The sequence below is a fragment of the Rhodopirellula sp. UH5 genome, from assembly GCF_056839225.1.
Genome location: NZ_CM166390.1, coordinates 2895473 through 2910771 on the forward strand (window position 1 = coordinate 2895473; position 15299 = coordinate 2910771).

The 15299-nt window shown below is 57.3% G+C and carries 11 protein-coding genes; 9 read left to right on the forward strand and 2 right to left on the reverse strand.

Annotated features, from left to right (window positions below):
- The first annotated feature begins 17 nt into the window (after positions 1-17).
- The 5 genes from UH5x_RS10340 to purD all read left to right on the forward strand — a co-directional run bounded on the left by UH5x_RS10340 (position 18) and on the right by purD (position 7566).
- Entirely contained in the window at positions 18-737 is a 720-nt protein-coding gene (locus tag UH5x_RS10340) for a zinc ribbon domain-containing protein (protein WP_047815557.1), read from the forward strand.
- A complete protein-coding gene (gene coaE, locus UH5x_RS10345) occupies positions 737-1390 on the forward strand; it encodes a dephospho-CoA kinase (RefSeq protein WP_482635615.1) in 654 nt (217 codons plus the stop codon). Before UH5x_RS10340 ends, coaE begins: the two co-directional genes overlap by 1 nt.
- Positions 1391-2004: 614 nt before the next feature.
- Positions 2005-5538, forward strand: a complete 3534-nt coding sequence (locus UH5x_RS10350; protein WP_482635616.1) for a PPi-type phosphoenolpyruvate carboxykinase family protein — start codon at positions 2005-2007, stop codon at positions 5536-5538.
- 29 nt (positions 5539-5567) lie between these two features.
- Positions 5568-6260 carry a 3-keto-disaccharide hydrolase gene (locus UH5x_RS10355; protein ID WP_047815559.1) on the forward strand — a complete coding sequence of 231 codons (693 nt, stop codon included), beginning with the start codon at positions 5568-5570 and terminating at the stop codon, positions 6258-6260.
- Positions 6253-7566, forward strand: a complete 1314-nt coding sequence (gene purD / locus UH5x_RS10360) for a phosphoribosylamine--glycine ligase (protein WP_047815560.1) — start codon at positions 6253-6255, stop codon at positions 7564-7566. The genes UH5x_RS10355 and purD overlap by 8 nt, the downstream gene beginning before the upstream one ends.
- 131 nt (positions 7567-7697) lie before the next feature.
- Here the strand turns inward: purD and UH5x_RS10365 are convergent, their stop codons facing one another.
- The gene (locus UH5x_RS10365) at positions 7698-8282 is read right to left on the reverse strand and encodes a hypothetical protein (protein ID WP_047815622.1); all 585 of its coding nucleotides are present in this window, start codon (positions 8280-8282) and stop codon (positions 7698-7700) included.
- A gap of 125 nt (positions 8283-8407) precedes the next feature.
- Positions 8408-9442 (reverse strand): peptidylprolyl isomerase, encoded by a 1035-nt coding sequence (locus UH5x_RS10370; RefSeq protein WP_236696396.1) that lies wholly within the window; start codon positions 9440-9442, stop codon positions 8408-8410.
- A gap of 348 nt (positions 9443-9790) precedes the next feature.
- Between UH5x_RS10370 and nadC the strand changes: the two genes are divergently transcribed.
- The 4 genes from nadC to UH5x_RS10390 all read left to right on the forward strand — a co-directional run bounded on the left by nadC (position 9791) and on the right by UH5x_RS10390 (position 15115).
- Positions 9791-10726, forward strand: coding sequence for a carboxylating nicotinate-nucleotide diphosphorylase (nadC, locus tag UH5x_RS10375; protein ID WP_482635617.1), 936 nt, complete (start codon positions 9791-9793; stop codon positions 10724-10726).
- 57 nt (positions 10727-10783) lie between these two features.
- Positions 10784-12292: an undecaprenyl-phosphate glucose phosphotransferase gene (locus UH5x_RS10380; protein WP_482635618.1), complete on the forward strand. Its 1509-nt coding sequence runs from the start codon at positions 10784-10786 to the stop codon at positions 12290-12292.
- Positions 12293-12316: 24 nt separating this feature from the next.
- On the forward strand, positions 12317-12892 hold the full coding sequence (locus tag UH5x_RS10385; RefSeq protein ID WP_482635619.1) for an NYN domain-containing protein: 576 nt from the start codon (positions 12317-12319) through the stop codon (positions 12890-12892).
- Positions 12893-13045: 153 nt separating this feature from the next.
- The gene (locus tag UH5x_RS10390; RefSeq protein WP_482635620.1) at positions 13046-15115 is read left to right on the forward strand and encodes a prolyl oligopeptidase family serine peptidase; all 2070 of its coding nucleotides are present in this window, start codon (positions 13046-13048) and stop codon (positions 15113-15115) included.
- The last annotated feature ends 184 nt before the right edge of the window (positions 15116-15299 follow it).

The window sequence follows — 15299 nt, forward strand, 5'->3', positions numbered from 1 at the left end:
CTTCTGCATTCTGCCTGATGGCTTCGCATTCCTCGACGATTAAATTTTCCAGCGTCCTGTTGCGTACGTTGCACAACACATTGCAACAACGCACCGATTTGGAGGGTCAGCTACGACGCGGCCCGCTTCAAATCAAGGCCGTCCAATCGATGGTCGATGAGGCTCAAGCCCAGGTGAATGCCGCAGCAAAAACGTTGAAAAAGACCCGCATGACCGCGGATGAAAAACAACTGCAACTGCAGTCCCGCGAAGCTCATGTGAAGAACCTGCAGGGCAAACTGAACACGGCAGCCTCCAACAAAGAATTCTCGCTGCTGAAAGATCAAATCGCCGCAGACGAACAAGCCAACAGTGTTCAAAGCGATGAAATCCTGGAAGTCCTCGAACGAATCGACTCCTGTGAGGCGGACCTGAATCGGTCCCAGAAAAAACTCGAACAGGCCCAGGAAGACCAGACCAAACGCTTGAAAGAAATTGAGGCTCGGCTCGAACAAGTTCGTCAAGACCTCGCTCGCATCAATGAACAACTCGCCGTGCACGAAACCGACATTCCCGCGGCAGTGAAAGCGGATTATCGACGACTGGTCGATGCCCGAGGCGACGAGGCATTGGCACCTATCGAACAGGACTCCTGTGGTGGTTGCTACCAAACCTTGACCACGCAAGTCCTCAACCAAGTGATGCTGTCGACCCTGACGCATTGCCCCAATTGCAACGCCTATCTGTACCAGGCTTGATGGGCCCTGAGACCAACAACGATTCGCAATCGGCGTCGCTCACGCCAACCATCGGCGTCATCGGCCCCCCGTGCAGTGGCAAATCAACCGTCGCCCGCCACTTGGAATCCTTGGGTGGCGTGTGGCTGAACGCCGATGAAATTGCAAAAAGCCAACTTCATGAACCTGAGGTCATCGCGGAACTGAGGTCCTTGTTCGGCGACTCAATCCAAACGACCGACGGTTCTCTTTCGCGACAGAGATTGGCGGACCTGGTCTTCGGCGACGACGAAGACTCACTTGCCCGCCTTCGACAACTCGAGGGTGTGCTTCATCCGCGAACGCGGACGATTTTGCAAGCGAGAATTGCCACTGCGAGGACGGAAGGAAAACCGTTTGTGATCCTCGATGTTCCGCTGCTTTTGGAAAGCGGTTACCGGGACACGTGCGACGAAGTGTGGTGTCTGCAAGTCGATCCGGAACGGCACCTTGAGTTGCTCGGGTCTCGCGGTTGGGACCTGGCCGAACTGGAGAGGCGAAGCGCCCGGCAGTGGTCCTGGGAACGCAAACGAGCGGCCAGCACTCGCGTGCTGTCCAACAATGGCACCCCGGATGATCTCCGTCGACTGGTGGAGTCCGAACTGGCGGTCCTTCAACATCGAGACGGAGGGTAGCCACAACCCAGGGTAGTGGACGAGGTCACGAGACCTTGGAAGTGGGTGAGAAACGAGGGACTCGCAGCCTCGTCCACCACCATGGCCCCTTATTTTGGGCGTTGACGCACCACTGGCGTATGCCCTTGGCTCCAGGTGACCTGTTCGCGGCGCCGAGGACTTACCCAACCCGATTCGCCGGGTTTTCTTTCGCAGTCCGCGTGTTTGAAACGATTCAACCTTCGCTCCCCCGACTGACCCTGGGTCGCCCGACAGGGCAGTCTCTTCGCGTGTCCCAGCACAGCAAAGCGACTGACAACACCGCCACCCTAGAACTGAGAGGCAATTCGCAACATTAACTGATCTTCCACCGGTCAGTCCAATCGATTCGGGCCCTGAATCTCGTTGGAGTTTGCCAGATCAAACGAATCGCGTCCGATTCAAATTCGGCCGTGATTTGCTAAGCTTCCATCCACCCAAGCCCGCCCTTGGTTCCAGCGTTCTTCGCGTGACAGTTGTCACGTGTGATTCGCAAGGTGCCAATTGCATTCCGTGGTCCTCAGCGTCACCGCTCCGCCATTGTTCCGGCTTGGATTTGCTGTCCCCTCATCCATGTTCGAACCGGAGAACTTGTCATGGCCTTGCTGCGAGAACCCACAGAACTTCAACGCGCCTTGAGCTGGGACCGGATGCTTGCCGCCACTCCGGAACAACGACAACGACTCCAGAACTATCTCTCGTTCCAATTGGCGCTGGCTGGATTGATGCCTCCGGGCGAAGAAGACCAGGAACGTCCCGACGCCGCGTTCCCACGCGAAATGCTGGACAGTTTTCGCGAACGCAACGCGATCCTTCGGCAGCATCAGCCGCCAATTGACCATCGCATCGAATCGTTTTTGGCGACCTACTTCGCGGACGAAGTCGGCAGCGAACCATTGACGCTCCCCAGTCGTTCGTTGAACCTCGACCGTCACGGGATGGCTCGCGAATTGAGTTTGCCACTGGGTGGCAATTGCTTCGAGAATGAACAAGTCAAATCGTACCGCTGCTTCAACGGTGTCTTGAACAACCCACGAGCCGACCGTCGCACCACGGCCGGAACGTTCCACGTGGTGGAAGGCGGATTGCCGATTCCAGGTGACAAACGCGTGGTCCCCAAGAACGTGTTTGTCAATCTGTTCCGCGCCGCGATGCAGCCCCCCGCTGCCGACATGGAGTTGCCCTACACCCACAGCTCACCCCACCCCGCTGAATCGTGGGTGTCCTTGATGCTGCGACCGCTGGTTGCCCCGGGCGTTCCCGGCTACAGCGAATCCAAGTCAATGGAAACTCGCTTTTTCGTGCCGGGCAACGATGTCAGCAACCTGGACTTTGTCGAATCGATCTTTGGCAACGCGGGTGATCCGTTGATCGCCGCTTGCGACGCTGGCTTGGACGCCAAGCACTGGAGCGGTCACACCGGGTGTGTGATTTTGGCGACTCACCTGACTCAACTGACGAAAAAAGAACTCGGACTGCCCCACTACGATGATGCAACTGAGCGGCAACGACACGACCGGATGTGCTGGCAATCCGAAACAGAACTCTACAACGACGGAGGTGCGTTCAAGGCCACCTGCCGCAACAGCGATGGCGTGATCGTGACTCTGATCGCAGACAACTACTACGGTTACTGCAAAAAAGAAGTCAAAACCCAACTCAGTTACGCCGCGAACCTGATGGGCAACGCCGAGGAAGAGCACTCGGGCGGAGCCATCGCGTTTGCTTCGTATTCGTTGGGCGATGAATTCCAAGTCAACAGCCGCTTGTACAACGGCCAAACCTTTGCCGACGTCGCGAAACGCTATGGCGATTTCATCGACGTTCAACCGGCGGGCTACGGCATCGACCGCACTCATCCGAGCGTGATCTACATTCCCGAAGACGCCCTGGCAACACTTCGCGAACGCTGCATTCGCTGGACCGATGTGACTGGCAGACAGCAATCCATCCCGTTGTCGCCGGATGAAATCTACATCGCGCCGAGCGGTTACAAAATCCAACTGCAAAAACACCCCTCGGCACCGAGTTGGCGTTTGGTCGGAACCGTCGGCGAAGGTGTCTTCTGTCACAAACCCTGCACGGTCAGTGGTGGCGGCAAGAGCGAAATCAGCAAGAGTCTTCGAGATTACATGCTGTACGGACCGATCTTCGTCAAAGACCACGACGTCGATTTCCAATTGGTCGACGACATCTTCTCCAAAGACTACGGCACACGCTGGTCTGATTCCTACACCGGTCGCACCGACTACACCGAACGCGACAGCCGCAAGGTGCTTGATCCCAATCGCTCGCTGGGCAGCGTGATCAAGTTGCTGACCCCCAGCCCCGAGTACAACGACGACTACAACGCGTGGCTGAAGAGCATTCCCGAGCACGTTTACGCTCTGGCATTGATCATCAAACGCTTCGCTGCCCCCGGCATGAGCGCCGATTGGCGAGAAACCTTTGGCGTCGACATCGTCAATGGATCACCGGGACACGAACTAAAAATGGGCAGCCGCCCGTTGGTGGGAACTTACCTGCGGGTGGGACTCGAAAACTCGCAGTGGCGGACCTTCAAACTCCGCCAGGACTTCATCGCTTCGTCCAAAGTCCAACGCGAAGATGATATTTCTGCCAGCATCGTTGTTCCCGCGGGCAGCATCGGTGACGTCGGGTCTGCGGTCGCAGAAGCGACCAGCTACAAGTTCGTCGAGAACTGCGAATACCGTTTGTTCCAACGTCCCGACGATGCCATCCATCGTGGCTTGGACAAACAAACCGAAGCGGACTTGGCTGCCCCCGGCAATTTCATCAGCAACTTCGAACCGCTGACCAGCAAGCAAGCACGCGACATCATGCGTGATGCAATCGAGTTCGACAAATTCACTGGCCCGATGGAAGAGTTGCTGCAAACCGCTGCCGAATCCGAAGACGGTTACGTCGTCAGCACCGCCAACCCGCGTTTGGTCGATGGCAAACCGACCAAGAACCCCCGCTACCTGCAGGATCGCCCTGACATGGCGTACCCTCGCGAAACGTACGTGGCGATGCGAGGGATCCAGCTGCATCGCAGACTGGCTGCCGACGAAGCCGTGCTGACACCGGTTGGCGCCGTGCTGTCCGGCCGTCGCAACAATCCACCAGACGCCGAAGCTGGCATCCGCTCGCTGGCGGTTTACTCGCCGCTTCACTACCAGGAACTTCCTGAGTTGGTGATGGACTACGTTTGCTCCCTGACGGGCAAAAGCCCCAGCACGACCGGTGCAGGCAGCGAAGGCGCGTTGACGAAGGGCCCCTTCAACGCCCTGCACCCCGCGATCGATTTGAACGCCGTGATTGTGTCGATGATCCTCACCGACCTGGGCGGCTTCAGCACGCCAGCCGGCCATATCGGCCCCAACCTGGAAGTCGGACACGACATCTCACTGTTGATCCCTGAGGTGTGGTGCCGGATGACCGCCGAAGAACGCGACCCCGGTTGCATGATCGAAGCGGGCATGCTGGAAAAAGTCGAGGACTTTGAACAAGACGGTCAGAAGATTCCCGCCAGCCGACTCGGCTATCGAATCACTGACAAGTTTGTCCGCACCTACTTGGCTCGCGTTTTCGACAACCCGTCGAAGGTCTTCCCTGAACCGATTTTGCGTCCTGAAAAACAGGACCAAGAATCGTTCGCCGATGGCGTGTTGCAAATCGCGGAAGCACAAGCTCGCGTGGCGCAACATTACCTGAAAGACTCCGGGTACGAGTTGGCTTGCCCGCCGCTGCGTGCTGCCCTGGACATCATGGTGCATGGCAACCACAACGGGAAAACCATCGACCATCCGGACGTCCGTCATCTCTTCACACGCGAATCCTTGATGAGCAGCGAGTGGTATCGCCGTCGCCTGGACGCCAAGCAACAGCGTGACATCGCTCACTGGAAATCGATGCAGCAAAGTTTGCAGACGTTCATCGAAGATCCACTCAACGCCGATGCGACCGAACGACTGAACATGAAGGCTCAGTACGAATATGCCATCCAACAACGCCAATTGGCTGAGTCGGGAGACTATATTGCATCGTTGCAGGGAACTTTGGGCGTCGACCCGATGTCTCCCTCACCCAATGACCCTGTGATGCTGGACCGGTTGGCCAGCGTCTAGCCCGCCATCCCCGCCCGCTGAGTCAACGCATGTTCCGTCCCCGCCTGCTGATCCTATCTGCCGTCGCTGCCTTGTTTTCCGCCCTCTCGGTCACCTCGATCGCGATGGCGGATGACGCCCCCCAGAAACCGACAGCAGATGAAACGGGATTCGTTTCGCTGTTTGACGGCGAGTCGCTGGACGGCTGGAAGAAGTCAACCGAGAATCCAGACAGCTGGAAAGTCGTCGATGGGATGCTGGTTTGCGAAGGTGAGCGATGCCACCTTTTCTACACCGGTGAACTGGCTCCCCTGAAGAACTTTCACTTCCAAGCCGACGTGAAATTGATGCCCGGAAGCAACGCCGGCATTTACTTTCACACCAAGTATCAAGCAACGGACTGGCCCAAGCATGGCTACGAATGCCAAGTCAACGTCAGCCACAAAGACCCCAAGAAAACCAGTTCGCTTTACGGGGTCGAGAATGTCGACGCGGAAACGTTGGCAGCCAACGGAATTCGCGACAACGAATGGTACACCCAAGAAATCATCGTTCGCGGCAAACACATTGAACTGAAAGTCAACGGGAAGACCCTGGTGGACTACACCGAACCGAGCGAACAAGAAGCGTTCTCGGATCGCTTCGAACGCCGGTTGGGCGAAGGCACGTTTGCCTTGCAAGCCCACGACCCACAAAGCAAAGCCTACTTCAAGAACCTGCGAGTCAAACCACTCGATGAGTAAATACAACGTGCTGATTGTCGGCTCTGGCGGACGTGAACATGCCCTGGCATGGAAAGTCAAACAGAGCCGTCACGTGCAAACCGTTTTCGTTGCCCCCGGCAACGCTGGCACCGGAATGGATGCGACCAACGTCGACTTGGATCCCGCCGATCACGACGCCGTGATCCAATTCGCGAAAGAAAACCACGTCGGTTTGGTCATTGTCGGTCCCGAGGCTCCTTTGGTTGCTGGCTTGGTCGATGCGTTGACCGACGCGGGACTGCGGGCGTTTGGCCCCAGCAAAGCGGCAGCGGAACTGGAAGGCAGCAAAGTCTTCTGCAAAAACCTGCTGCGGTCCGCCGACATTCCCACCGCGGACTACCGAACGTTCCGAAACGCCGACGACGCGTCGCGTTACATCAAGGATCGATTCAGCGAACCGACCGATCCTGTGAACGTCGTCGTCAAAGCCGATGGCTTGGCCGCCGGCAAAGGCGTCGTCGTTTGCGACACTCGCAGCGAAGCCCTGGAAGCGATTGATCGCATCGCGGCTCGCAAAGAGTTTGGTGCCGCCGGCAAAGAACTGATCATCGAAGAACGACTGACCGGTCCGGAGGTCAGCGTGCTGGCCATCACCGATGGCGAAACGATCGTCACCTTGCCACCGGCTCAAGACCACAAACCAGCCAACGATGGCGACACCGGTCCCAACACCGGTGGCATGGGAGCCTACTGTCCCGCGCCGGTTCTGGACGAAGAAACACTGGCCAAAGTGGAATCCAGCATCTTGGTCCCGATCGTGCACGCGATGAAGCGTTCACGCCGGCCATTCAAAGGCGTGTTGTACGCCGGATTGATGCTGACACCCGCCGGTCCCAAGGTCCTGGAATTCAACGTTCGCTTCGGCGACCCCGAATGCCAACCGTTGTTGATGCGATTGAAAACGGACCTCGTCGATGTCATGCAGGCCGTGGTGGATGGCAAACTCGAAGAAACCGGTCCCCTGGAATTTGATCCACGGCCTGCCATCTGCGTCGTCATGGCCAGCGAAGGCTACCCGGCAGACTATGAGAAAGGCCACGCGATCACGGGGATCGAAGCCGCCGATCAAATGAAAGATGTCAAGGTCTTCCATGCCGGCACTCAACGCGTCGATGGCGAAGTCGTCAACACGGGCGGACGTGTTCTGGGCGTGACCGCAATGGGCGATTCCATCAGCGCCGCCAAACTGCAGGCCTACAAGGCCGTGCGAGAAATACGCTGGCAGGGTGCCTGGTGTCGCAAAGACATCAGTGACAAGGCCCTGGTCACCGCCGAAAAAGCGTAGCGTTTCGTCATCATCGAGACTGAGGGTGGTGGACGAGGTCACGAGTCCGTTCAAGTGAGTGAGAAACGAGGGACTCGTAACCTCGTCCACTACGACAAGTCCCTGGCTCCGGCAGCAGAGTTTCCCAACAATCAGTGGTTGAGCAGGCCAGGCGTGTCTTTCTGGGTGACACGCCGAAAGATGTCCTGCAACAGGATTTGTTCCAGCGTCGTGTCTCGGCCCAAGGGAATCCAACCAAGCGTTTGCGGGTTGTCATCGAAGTCATCCACACGACTGGTTCGAGAACCGTCGTGTCGTTGGCCTGCGGTGGTTTCGGTGGCGTACTGCGTCCGATCCGTGTCTTCCAAGTCCTTTTGGACAATGATCTCGACCGCGTACCCATTGGAGTGCGGCCGAACATGCACAATCGCTCGACGGCGAATGGACTGCAGCGTGCTCTGCAAACGTTCAAAGCCAGGGGAACTGTCTTTTCGCCAGGGTTCCAAGATTGAACCGCCGACTCGGTAACTGGTCTCGAGCCTGCCCTCCAGCACCGCACCGGGCTGATTGACCACCGGTTGCTCTCGAGAAATCCGAAAGACATCGTCGACTGAATCAACGACTTGCGACCAGAGAAAATCAGCCGGAACGGGCGGCAGATCCAGCGGATTGGGAACGTACTGAGACGGAAAGTCGGTTCCGAGCCGATACGCGAGTTGACCGCATCCGGCCGACATCAATGCCAATCCACAAATGGCCATCCACCGCACCCCAAAACCGGAATGTCGAGGCGAGGTTCGGTTTCGAGAGACGTGCTGACTCCGAAGGGGGCGATGCCGTGCTGCGCAATCGGTCATGCCGTCTACCTTTGCATCGCCGGTCGAGCGGAAACCTGAGTCAACGGTTTTGCTCCAGGGAAGTCGTCGGGGTAATACGACCAAACCGGAACACGTTGCCGAACTTCCACCATCACGCTTTGTTGGGCTTCGAGGACCTTCTGTTGACGAAGTATCTTTGAAATTTTGTCTTGCAGTTCCCCGACGGGTGACACACCGGCGTCCTCGCGTTCCAAGACTCGAATGATGTGGAACGCGTCGGTGTCTTCGATGATTTCACTCATCTTGCCAGTTGGCAACGAAAAGATTTGCTGGTCGAGAATCGTCGATGCCAAGGAACCTTGATTGGTCCAGTCGTGCAGACCGCCTGAACTCGCAAACGGCTCTTCACTCTTCGCTTTCGCGACCGCTTGCATGCTGCCCCCGTACAAGGCTTCGCGGCCCATTTCAGAGACCGCTTTCATCGCGGCTTCACGCGTTGGATGATTGCTGAACATGACCGTCAACTGCTCCCAACGAGCACGTGCCTTGTGTTCGTAATCCGAACGATGCTCTTGGTAGTACAGGACGATTTCTGCCAGCGAGATCGACGGGTCTTTGTTGACTTTGCCGCGGATGTACAAGTGCCCGAGCATTTGATCCATGAATTCTCGTTGGCGAAGAGCGAGCGACGAACCTTCCTTGCGAAGAAGCTCATCCAGCTCGGCAGTGGAATCCACTCCCGCCTTCTTTTTCAGGCCGGGCAACTCCGTTTCGAAGAACATCTGACGAGCCTTGGCGGCCATCGTCGCTTCCGCTTCCCGACGTTTGTCCGCTGCCTGGGTGCCGACTTGATCGAGCAAGAATGCTTCGCGAAGCATTCGGGTTTGAATGGTTTGAGCCAGCAGGCTGCGCGTCATCCGCAACTTCACGTAGTGCAGTTCAGCCTCCGGCACTTCGGTTTTGGCCTGGGCGAGCATCCGAGTGAGTTCCGAATCGACCTTGGGTTTCAATTCACCCAGCAGAATCCGTCCCTGTCCAACCACCGCCAACACGGTGGCCGGGTCGGTTGGAAGAGGCATGCTCTTCGCTGCTTCCACTTCTGCTCGGGAGGGCAACTGCGCATGCGCAGGCGGCAAAGCCATGACGGTCACCCCAATCACCAACGCAACCCAAGCGAAACAACGAGGGACGACGAGATGGCAGGGCGAAGGCATGGTGACCCCAATTCGCAACGGAAACAAATGAACAAGGTCGGCTTGTAAAGAAACCGAACCCACGTTGGCAACCGCGATTTGGTGACAATCAAGGGATGAGCCACGGTTTTCCAATCCCAAACCCCTGGTGACGCATTGCTGGCACCGCCGCCAGCCGAAACAATGCGGGAAACGCTTTCCGTGAAACTGCTCCGCTTCGATTGAATCAACGCCATGGATTATCGCCCCGTTCAACTCGACGACGCCCTGGAAAATGACCTGCGGCAATTGGTGCGTCTCTCAATCGCAGAAGACTTGGACATCGCCGTTGACTGGACCACCGTGGCGATGATCGCTCCCGAACGCCGCGGAGCATGCCAAATCGTCCCACGTTGCACCGGGATCGCCGCCGGAATCGCGTTGGCCCCGTGGATCGTCGATGAATTCGATGCCGACCTGAAAGTGGACGTTTTGATCGAGGAAGGCGCCCCGCTTGTTCCCGGCCAGCCGATCGTGCGTTTGTCCGGGTCCGCTCGAGATTTGCTGACCAGCGAACGAGTTCTGCTCAACATCCTTTCGCGTTTGTGCGGCGTGGCGACGCTGACGGGACAGTACGTTGACGCGATTGGCGAACACCCCGCCCGTCTGTATGACACTCGCAAGACCACCCCCGGTTGGCGTCGGTTGGAAAAGTACGCCGTTCGCTGTGGAGGCGGCCACAATCATCGAACGGGGCTCTACGACGGATTCCTCATCAAAGACAACCACCTCGCACTCGGACGCAGCGAGCGCGATCCGTCATCGACGTTGACCGCTGGCGAAGCCGCCACCCGGGCCGTTTCGATGCGAGGAGCCAGTGTCAATCAGTTGGTGGCACCGTCGATGATCGAAATCGAAGTCGACACCCTGGAGCAGTTCGAGCAAGTCGCCCTGACCGGCATCGACATTGTGCTACTGGACAATTTCTCACTGGACGACCTGCGTCGCGCCGTGGCACGGCGAGATGAACTGGGGGTGGCGGTTGAGCTGGAAGCGTCGGGCAACGTCACGATCGATACGATCGGCAAGGTCGCTGCGACTGGTGTGGACCGGATCAGCAGTGGAGCTTTGACCCATCAAGCCACTTGGTTGGACCTGGGAATGGACTGGCTGGACGGGTTCGCAACCTAGTGTTGGGGAAATCAGGCCGTTGGTAGCGGTCATTCACTTCCTCTTTGTACACCGACCATGCCGTCACCTCACTCGGACGCCTCTTCCGCATCGTCGAACTCTGCGAATTCAGCTCAATCCGTTTCGATTTTGGGCAGTCGTCATTGGTACGACTTTGTTCAACCATGCCTGGATTCCGCCTCGATTTTGGCTTCCTTGGTGCTGGTCAAGTTCGCTGCACGAGGCCATGTCGACGACGCCTCGTTCGCAATGGGGTTGATTGCCGTGATCGTGTTTTTCCTGAGCAGCCAGCTCACGGGACTGCAACGAGGTGACCGTCGTGGTTGCACGGACAGCGAAATCATTCGCGTTCTGGCGACCTGGACGCTGACGATCTTGGTCCTGAGTGTCCTCGCCTTCGCAACCCGCTACGGCCCATACTTCTCCCGCTCTGTGATTCTGTCCTGGTGCGTGCTTTGCCCCGCGATGATTGGGCTGACTCGAATGTGCTTGCGAATCGTGCAAGTTGGCTTGCTGCACCGCGGTGTCGGCACGCGGCGTGTCGCCATTGCAGGCTGCAACACACTCGGACACCAAACTCAAACCAACATTGAATCGGACTCGTCACTCGGTCTGCAATTCGCCGGTTTCTATGACGATCGCAATTTGTCTCGGGACGCCAATGCTGCGGACGAAACTGTTTCCGATGACAACGGCTCAAAGCAAGCCTCCACGGCGACGGTCGCCGCGAGCACCTTGCAGGGCGACCTCAACGACTTGATCGCGGCGGCGCGATCGGGCGAGGTCGAAACCGTGTTGGTGACACTTCCGATGCGAGCTGAAAAACGGATTCGTTTTCTCTTGGATGAGCTGAGCGATTCGACGGCGTCGGTCTACATTGTCCCGGACTTCTTCGTGTTCGAACTGCTGCATGCTCGCTGGACACAAGTCGGTGGTTTACCAGCCGTCAGCGTCACCGAATCACCGATGTTCGGCATCGATGGCGTCGCAAAACGCGCGGCGGATCTGATCCTCGCAACCGCCGGTTTGCTCGCCATTTCGGTTCCCATGTTGATCATCGCCGCGGCCGTCAAGCTGACTTCGCCCGGTCCGGTGTTTTTTCGTCAGCGTCGATACGGGCTGGACGGCCAAGAAATTCGAGTGTGGAAGTTCCGCTCCATGACGACCTGCGACGATGGAGCGGTCGTCAAACAAGCCACCGCCAACGATTCGCGAATCACTCCCCTGGGAGCAATCCTTCGGAAAACCAGCTTGGATGAGCTGCCACAATTGTTCAACGTGATCGAAGGGTCGATGTCCTTGGTCGGTCCGCGGCCTCACGCCTCCGCCCACAACGAACAATATCGCGGTTTGATCCGTGGTTATATGATGCGGCACAAAGTCAAACCGGGAATCACCGGCTTGGCTCAAGTCAACGGCTGCCGCGGCGAAACAGAAACGGTCGACAAAATGGAACAACGGATTCATTTCGATCACCAATACATTCGCTCTTGGTCGCTGTTTCTCGACATCCGCATTCTGTTCCGGACACTGCTCGTCGTTTGGAAACAACCTGAAGCCTACTGATTCAACCCCTCGCATCGATGTCACATGTTCCCTTTGCTGCTCATCGATGGATACAACGTGATCGGGCCAGTGGCCCCTCCGTCACGTGGTGCGTCGGCGAATTGGTTGCATGACGAACGTCAGCTGTTGCTGAACCGACTTTCGGAACATCTGACCGATCCCATCCGCAGTCGAACATGTGTGGTCTTCGACGCACGCAACCCGCCACACGGCGTGAACGATCGGATGTCATTTGCCGACATGGACGTTCGTTTCGCGGTCGGCTACCCCGAAGCCGATGATTTGATCGAAGAGATCATCTTCGCGCACCCCACGCCAAAGTCACTGACCGTGATCTCGTCGGATCACCGATTGCAGGCGGCCGCCAAACGCAAAAAAGCGTTGCCACTCGATTCCGAGGAATGGCTGGACGCTTTGCTGGAAGGGGAAATCCGCATGGTCAAAATCCCCAAGGCGACATCAAAACGCAAGTCGAAAAAGAAGCCCAGCAACCCATCGAGTGAACGATCGGACGCCGCGCCGCCGAGCGGCCCCAACTTGGATGCGATGCTCGACACCGATGAACTTCAGAAGTGGCTGGAGCAGTACGGTTCTGACTGAGAGCGAGTCGGACGCGACTTCCGTCTCTTTCACTCTGTGTATGCTGTTGGCTTTTGTGAACCGAAAACACTTTCTGATTTTGCACTCTTGGCGGATTTGGCTCGAATGATTCTGTCGTTGACTCGTGGACTTGCTGCGTGCGGATGCCTCGCGATGGCATCCGTCTCTCCTTTGCTAGCCGATGGACCGGCTGACAACCAAGCGGAAAACGTGCGTCCGATCCCACCACCCGGAATCGACCTCGACACCGATCCACTGGACTCGCTGCGATCCAAGGCAACCTTGGTTCGTGACCGTTGGCAACAACGGGTCGAGGCCGCAGCCTCCCCCAAACCAAACACCACCGAAATGGCCCGGTTGCTGGACCTCGAACCCGAGGTCTTGGTGTTTCCACGGGCGGTCGAGATGTCCATCGAGCAATCGATTTTCTACTCACCGAAAGCATTGGCCGACGCGGAGCGATTGCTAAACATGGCCAACGATCGCATTGATCGAATCGCGGCCGGTGCCTCCTGGGCCGAGGTGGTGGGACTGGAAACAAGCAACAAAAACCAACTGATTGCAGGTGGCTATCGATCCAAGATCGACGATTCGTTTCAACCCTACGGTGTGGTCGTCCCAGCGAACGTGAATGCCGTTGACGCGCTGCCCATCCGCTTGGACATCTGGTTGCACGGGCGAGGCGAAAAGTCGTCTGAGTTGGCGTTCTTGAGCAAACACAGCAACGATCCGGATCGCTACCGGGCCGGCAATGAACCGATGCCCGAGTCCGCGATCGTGGCCCATCCCTATGGTCGCTACAGCAACGCGTTTAAGTTTGCGGGCGAGATCGATGTCCTCGAGCTTCGCGATTATTTGCAACGCCGCGTTGCCATCGATGATCGACGCATCGCGATCCGAGGGTTTTCGATGGGCGGTGCGGGATGCTGGCAGTTCGCGACGCACTATGCGGATCAGTTTTTTGCGGCCACGCCCGGCGCTGGTTTTTCAGAGACGCCATTGTTCCTAAAAGTGTTCCAAGGCGAAGACGCGGCCGGGACCGCTCCCTCCCACCAAAAAATGTTGTGGCAGCTTTACGACTGCCCGCCCTGGGCGAGCAACCTGCGGAATTTGCCAACGATCGCGTACAGCGGCGAAATCGACCGCCAGAAACAGGCCGCTGACGTGATGGAATCAGCGTTGTCAGAACAAGGAATCGACTTGGTGCATTTGATCGGTCCACAAACCGCTCACAAGATCCATCCCGACGCTCAACAAGAAATTGCCAGACGGCTGGATTTGATCGAACGACAGGTTGCACCTGGTGTCCCCCGCAACGTCCACCTGACAACACTGACCTTGCGTTACTCGCGGATGCACTGGATCGAAGTCACTGGAATGGAGCAGCACTGGACGCCAGCAACGATCGATGCATCCGTGCTGACCAAACCCGCTGGTGACGACGATCAGATCATGATCGAGTGCGAAAAGGTGACTCGATTGCGAGTGAACTTTGATGCCGGCCAATGGCCGGGAAAACCATCTGGACGCATTGGCGTGATGATCAATGGCAACCAAGTCGTTGATACCAACACCGGTCCAATGGTGGGATCGGATCGATCGCTCGCGGCTGAGTTCATGTTCGACGGAACGTGGAAGGTTGCCACCGATGATTCCGCATCGATTCGCAAACGACCTGGTTTGCAGGGTCCCATCGACGATGCCTTGATGGATCGATTTGTGTTTGTGCTGCCATCAGGAACCTCTGAAGATCCCGTCGTCGAGCAATGGATCCAGGATGAATCCAAGCACGCGATGGACCATTGGCGACTGCACTTCCGCGGCGACGTGCGTGTCGTCCAAGACACCGATGTGAACGCAGAGATGATGGCGGATCAAAACGTGATTTTGTTTGGTGATGCCAGCAGCAACCAAGTGATCGCAAAACTGTTGCCTCAACTGCCGCTGCAGTGGACCAAGGACAGAATCAGCATCGGCACCAATCAGGTCAGCCGTGCTGGACATGTGCCAGTGATGATCTATCCCAACCCAGAAAGCCCGAATCACTACGTCGTGATCAACAGCGGATTCACGTTTCGCGAGTACGACTATTTGAACAATGCTCGCCAGACCCCCAAGCTACCCGACTGGGCGATCTTGAATGTCAGCGAAGGTTCCACGTCCCGCGACCCTGGCAAGGTGATCGCGGCGGGCTTCTTCGATGAATCATGGCAACCGAAGTGACGCGCTGCGGTGTGAGGGTTTGATGACCATCTCGTTGGGAACGCACGAAAAACCGCTCGTTCGAGGCCTCCCGATTGGCGTTCAAAACCCCAGTGAGTATGGTGACTGCCGTCCCCAGATTCACCTCCCAATGCCTGTCGGTTGACTCACGGTTTCTTCGTTGCACGTTCATCACACCTTCATC

What these genes read in the sequence shown, in the direction of transcription:
- UH5x_RS10370 (WP_236696396.1), bottom strand. Translation starts at nt 9,442, where the DNA reads ATGCCTCTTCCAACCGACCCGGCCACCGTGTTGGCGGTGGTTGGACAG.
- UH5x_RS10365 (WP_047815622.1), bottom strand. Translation starts at nt 8,282, where the DNA reads ATGTCGGCCGGATGCGGTCAACTCGCGTATCGGCTCGGAACCGACTTT.
- UH5x_RS10380 (WP_482635618.1), top strand. Translation starts at nt 10,784, where the DNA reads ATGCCGTCACCTCACTCGGACGCCTCTTCCGCATCGTCGAACTCTGCG.
- UH5x_RS10390 (WP_482635620.1), top strand. Translation starts at nt 13,046, where the DNA reads ATGGCATCCGTCTCTCCTTTGCTAGCCGATGGACCGGCTGACAACCAA.
- UH5x_RS10350 (WP_482635616.1), top strand. Translation starts at nt 2,005, where the DNA reads ATGGCCTTGCTGCGAGAACCCACAGAACTTCAACGCGCCTTGAGCTGG.
- purD (WP_047815560.1), top strand. Translation starts at nt 6,253, where the DNA reads ATGAGTAAATACAACGTGCTGATTGTCGGCTCTGGCGGACGTGAACAT.
- UH5x_RS10385 (WP_482635619.1), top strand. Translation starts at nt 12,317, where the DNA reads ATGTTCCCTTTGCTGCTCATCGATGGATACAACGTGATCGGGCCAGTG.
- UH5x_RS10340 (WP_047815557.1), top strand. Translation starts at nt 18, where the DNA reads ATGGCTTCGCATTCCTCGACGATTAAATTTTCCAGCGTCCTGTTGCGT.
- coaE (WP_482635615.1), top strand. Translation starts at nt 737, where the DNA reads ATGGGCCCTGAGACCAACAACGATTCGCAATCGGCGTCGCTCACGCCA.
- UH5x_RS10355 (WP_047815559.1), top strand. Translation starts at nt 5,568, where the DNA reads ATGTTCCGTCCCCGCCTGCTGATCCTATCTGCCGTCGCTGCCTTGTTT.
- nadC (WP_482635617.1), top strand. Translation starts at nt 9,791, where the DNA reads ATGGATTATCGCCCCGTTCAACTCGACGACGCCCTGGAAAATGACCTG.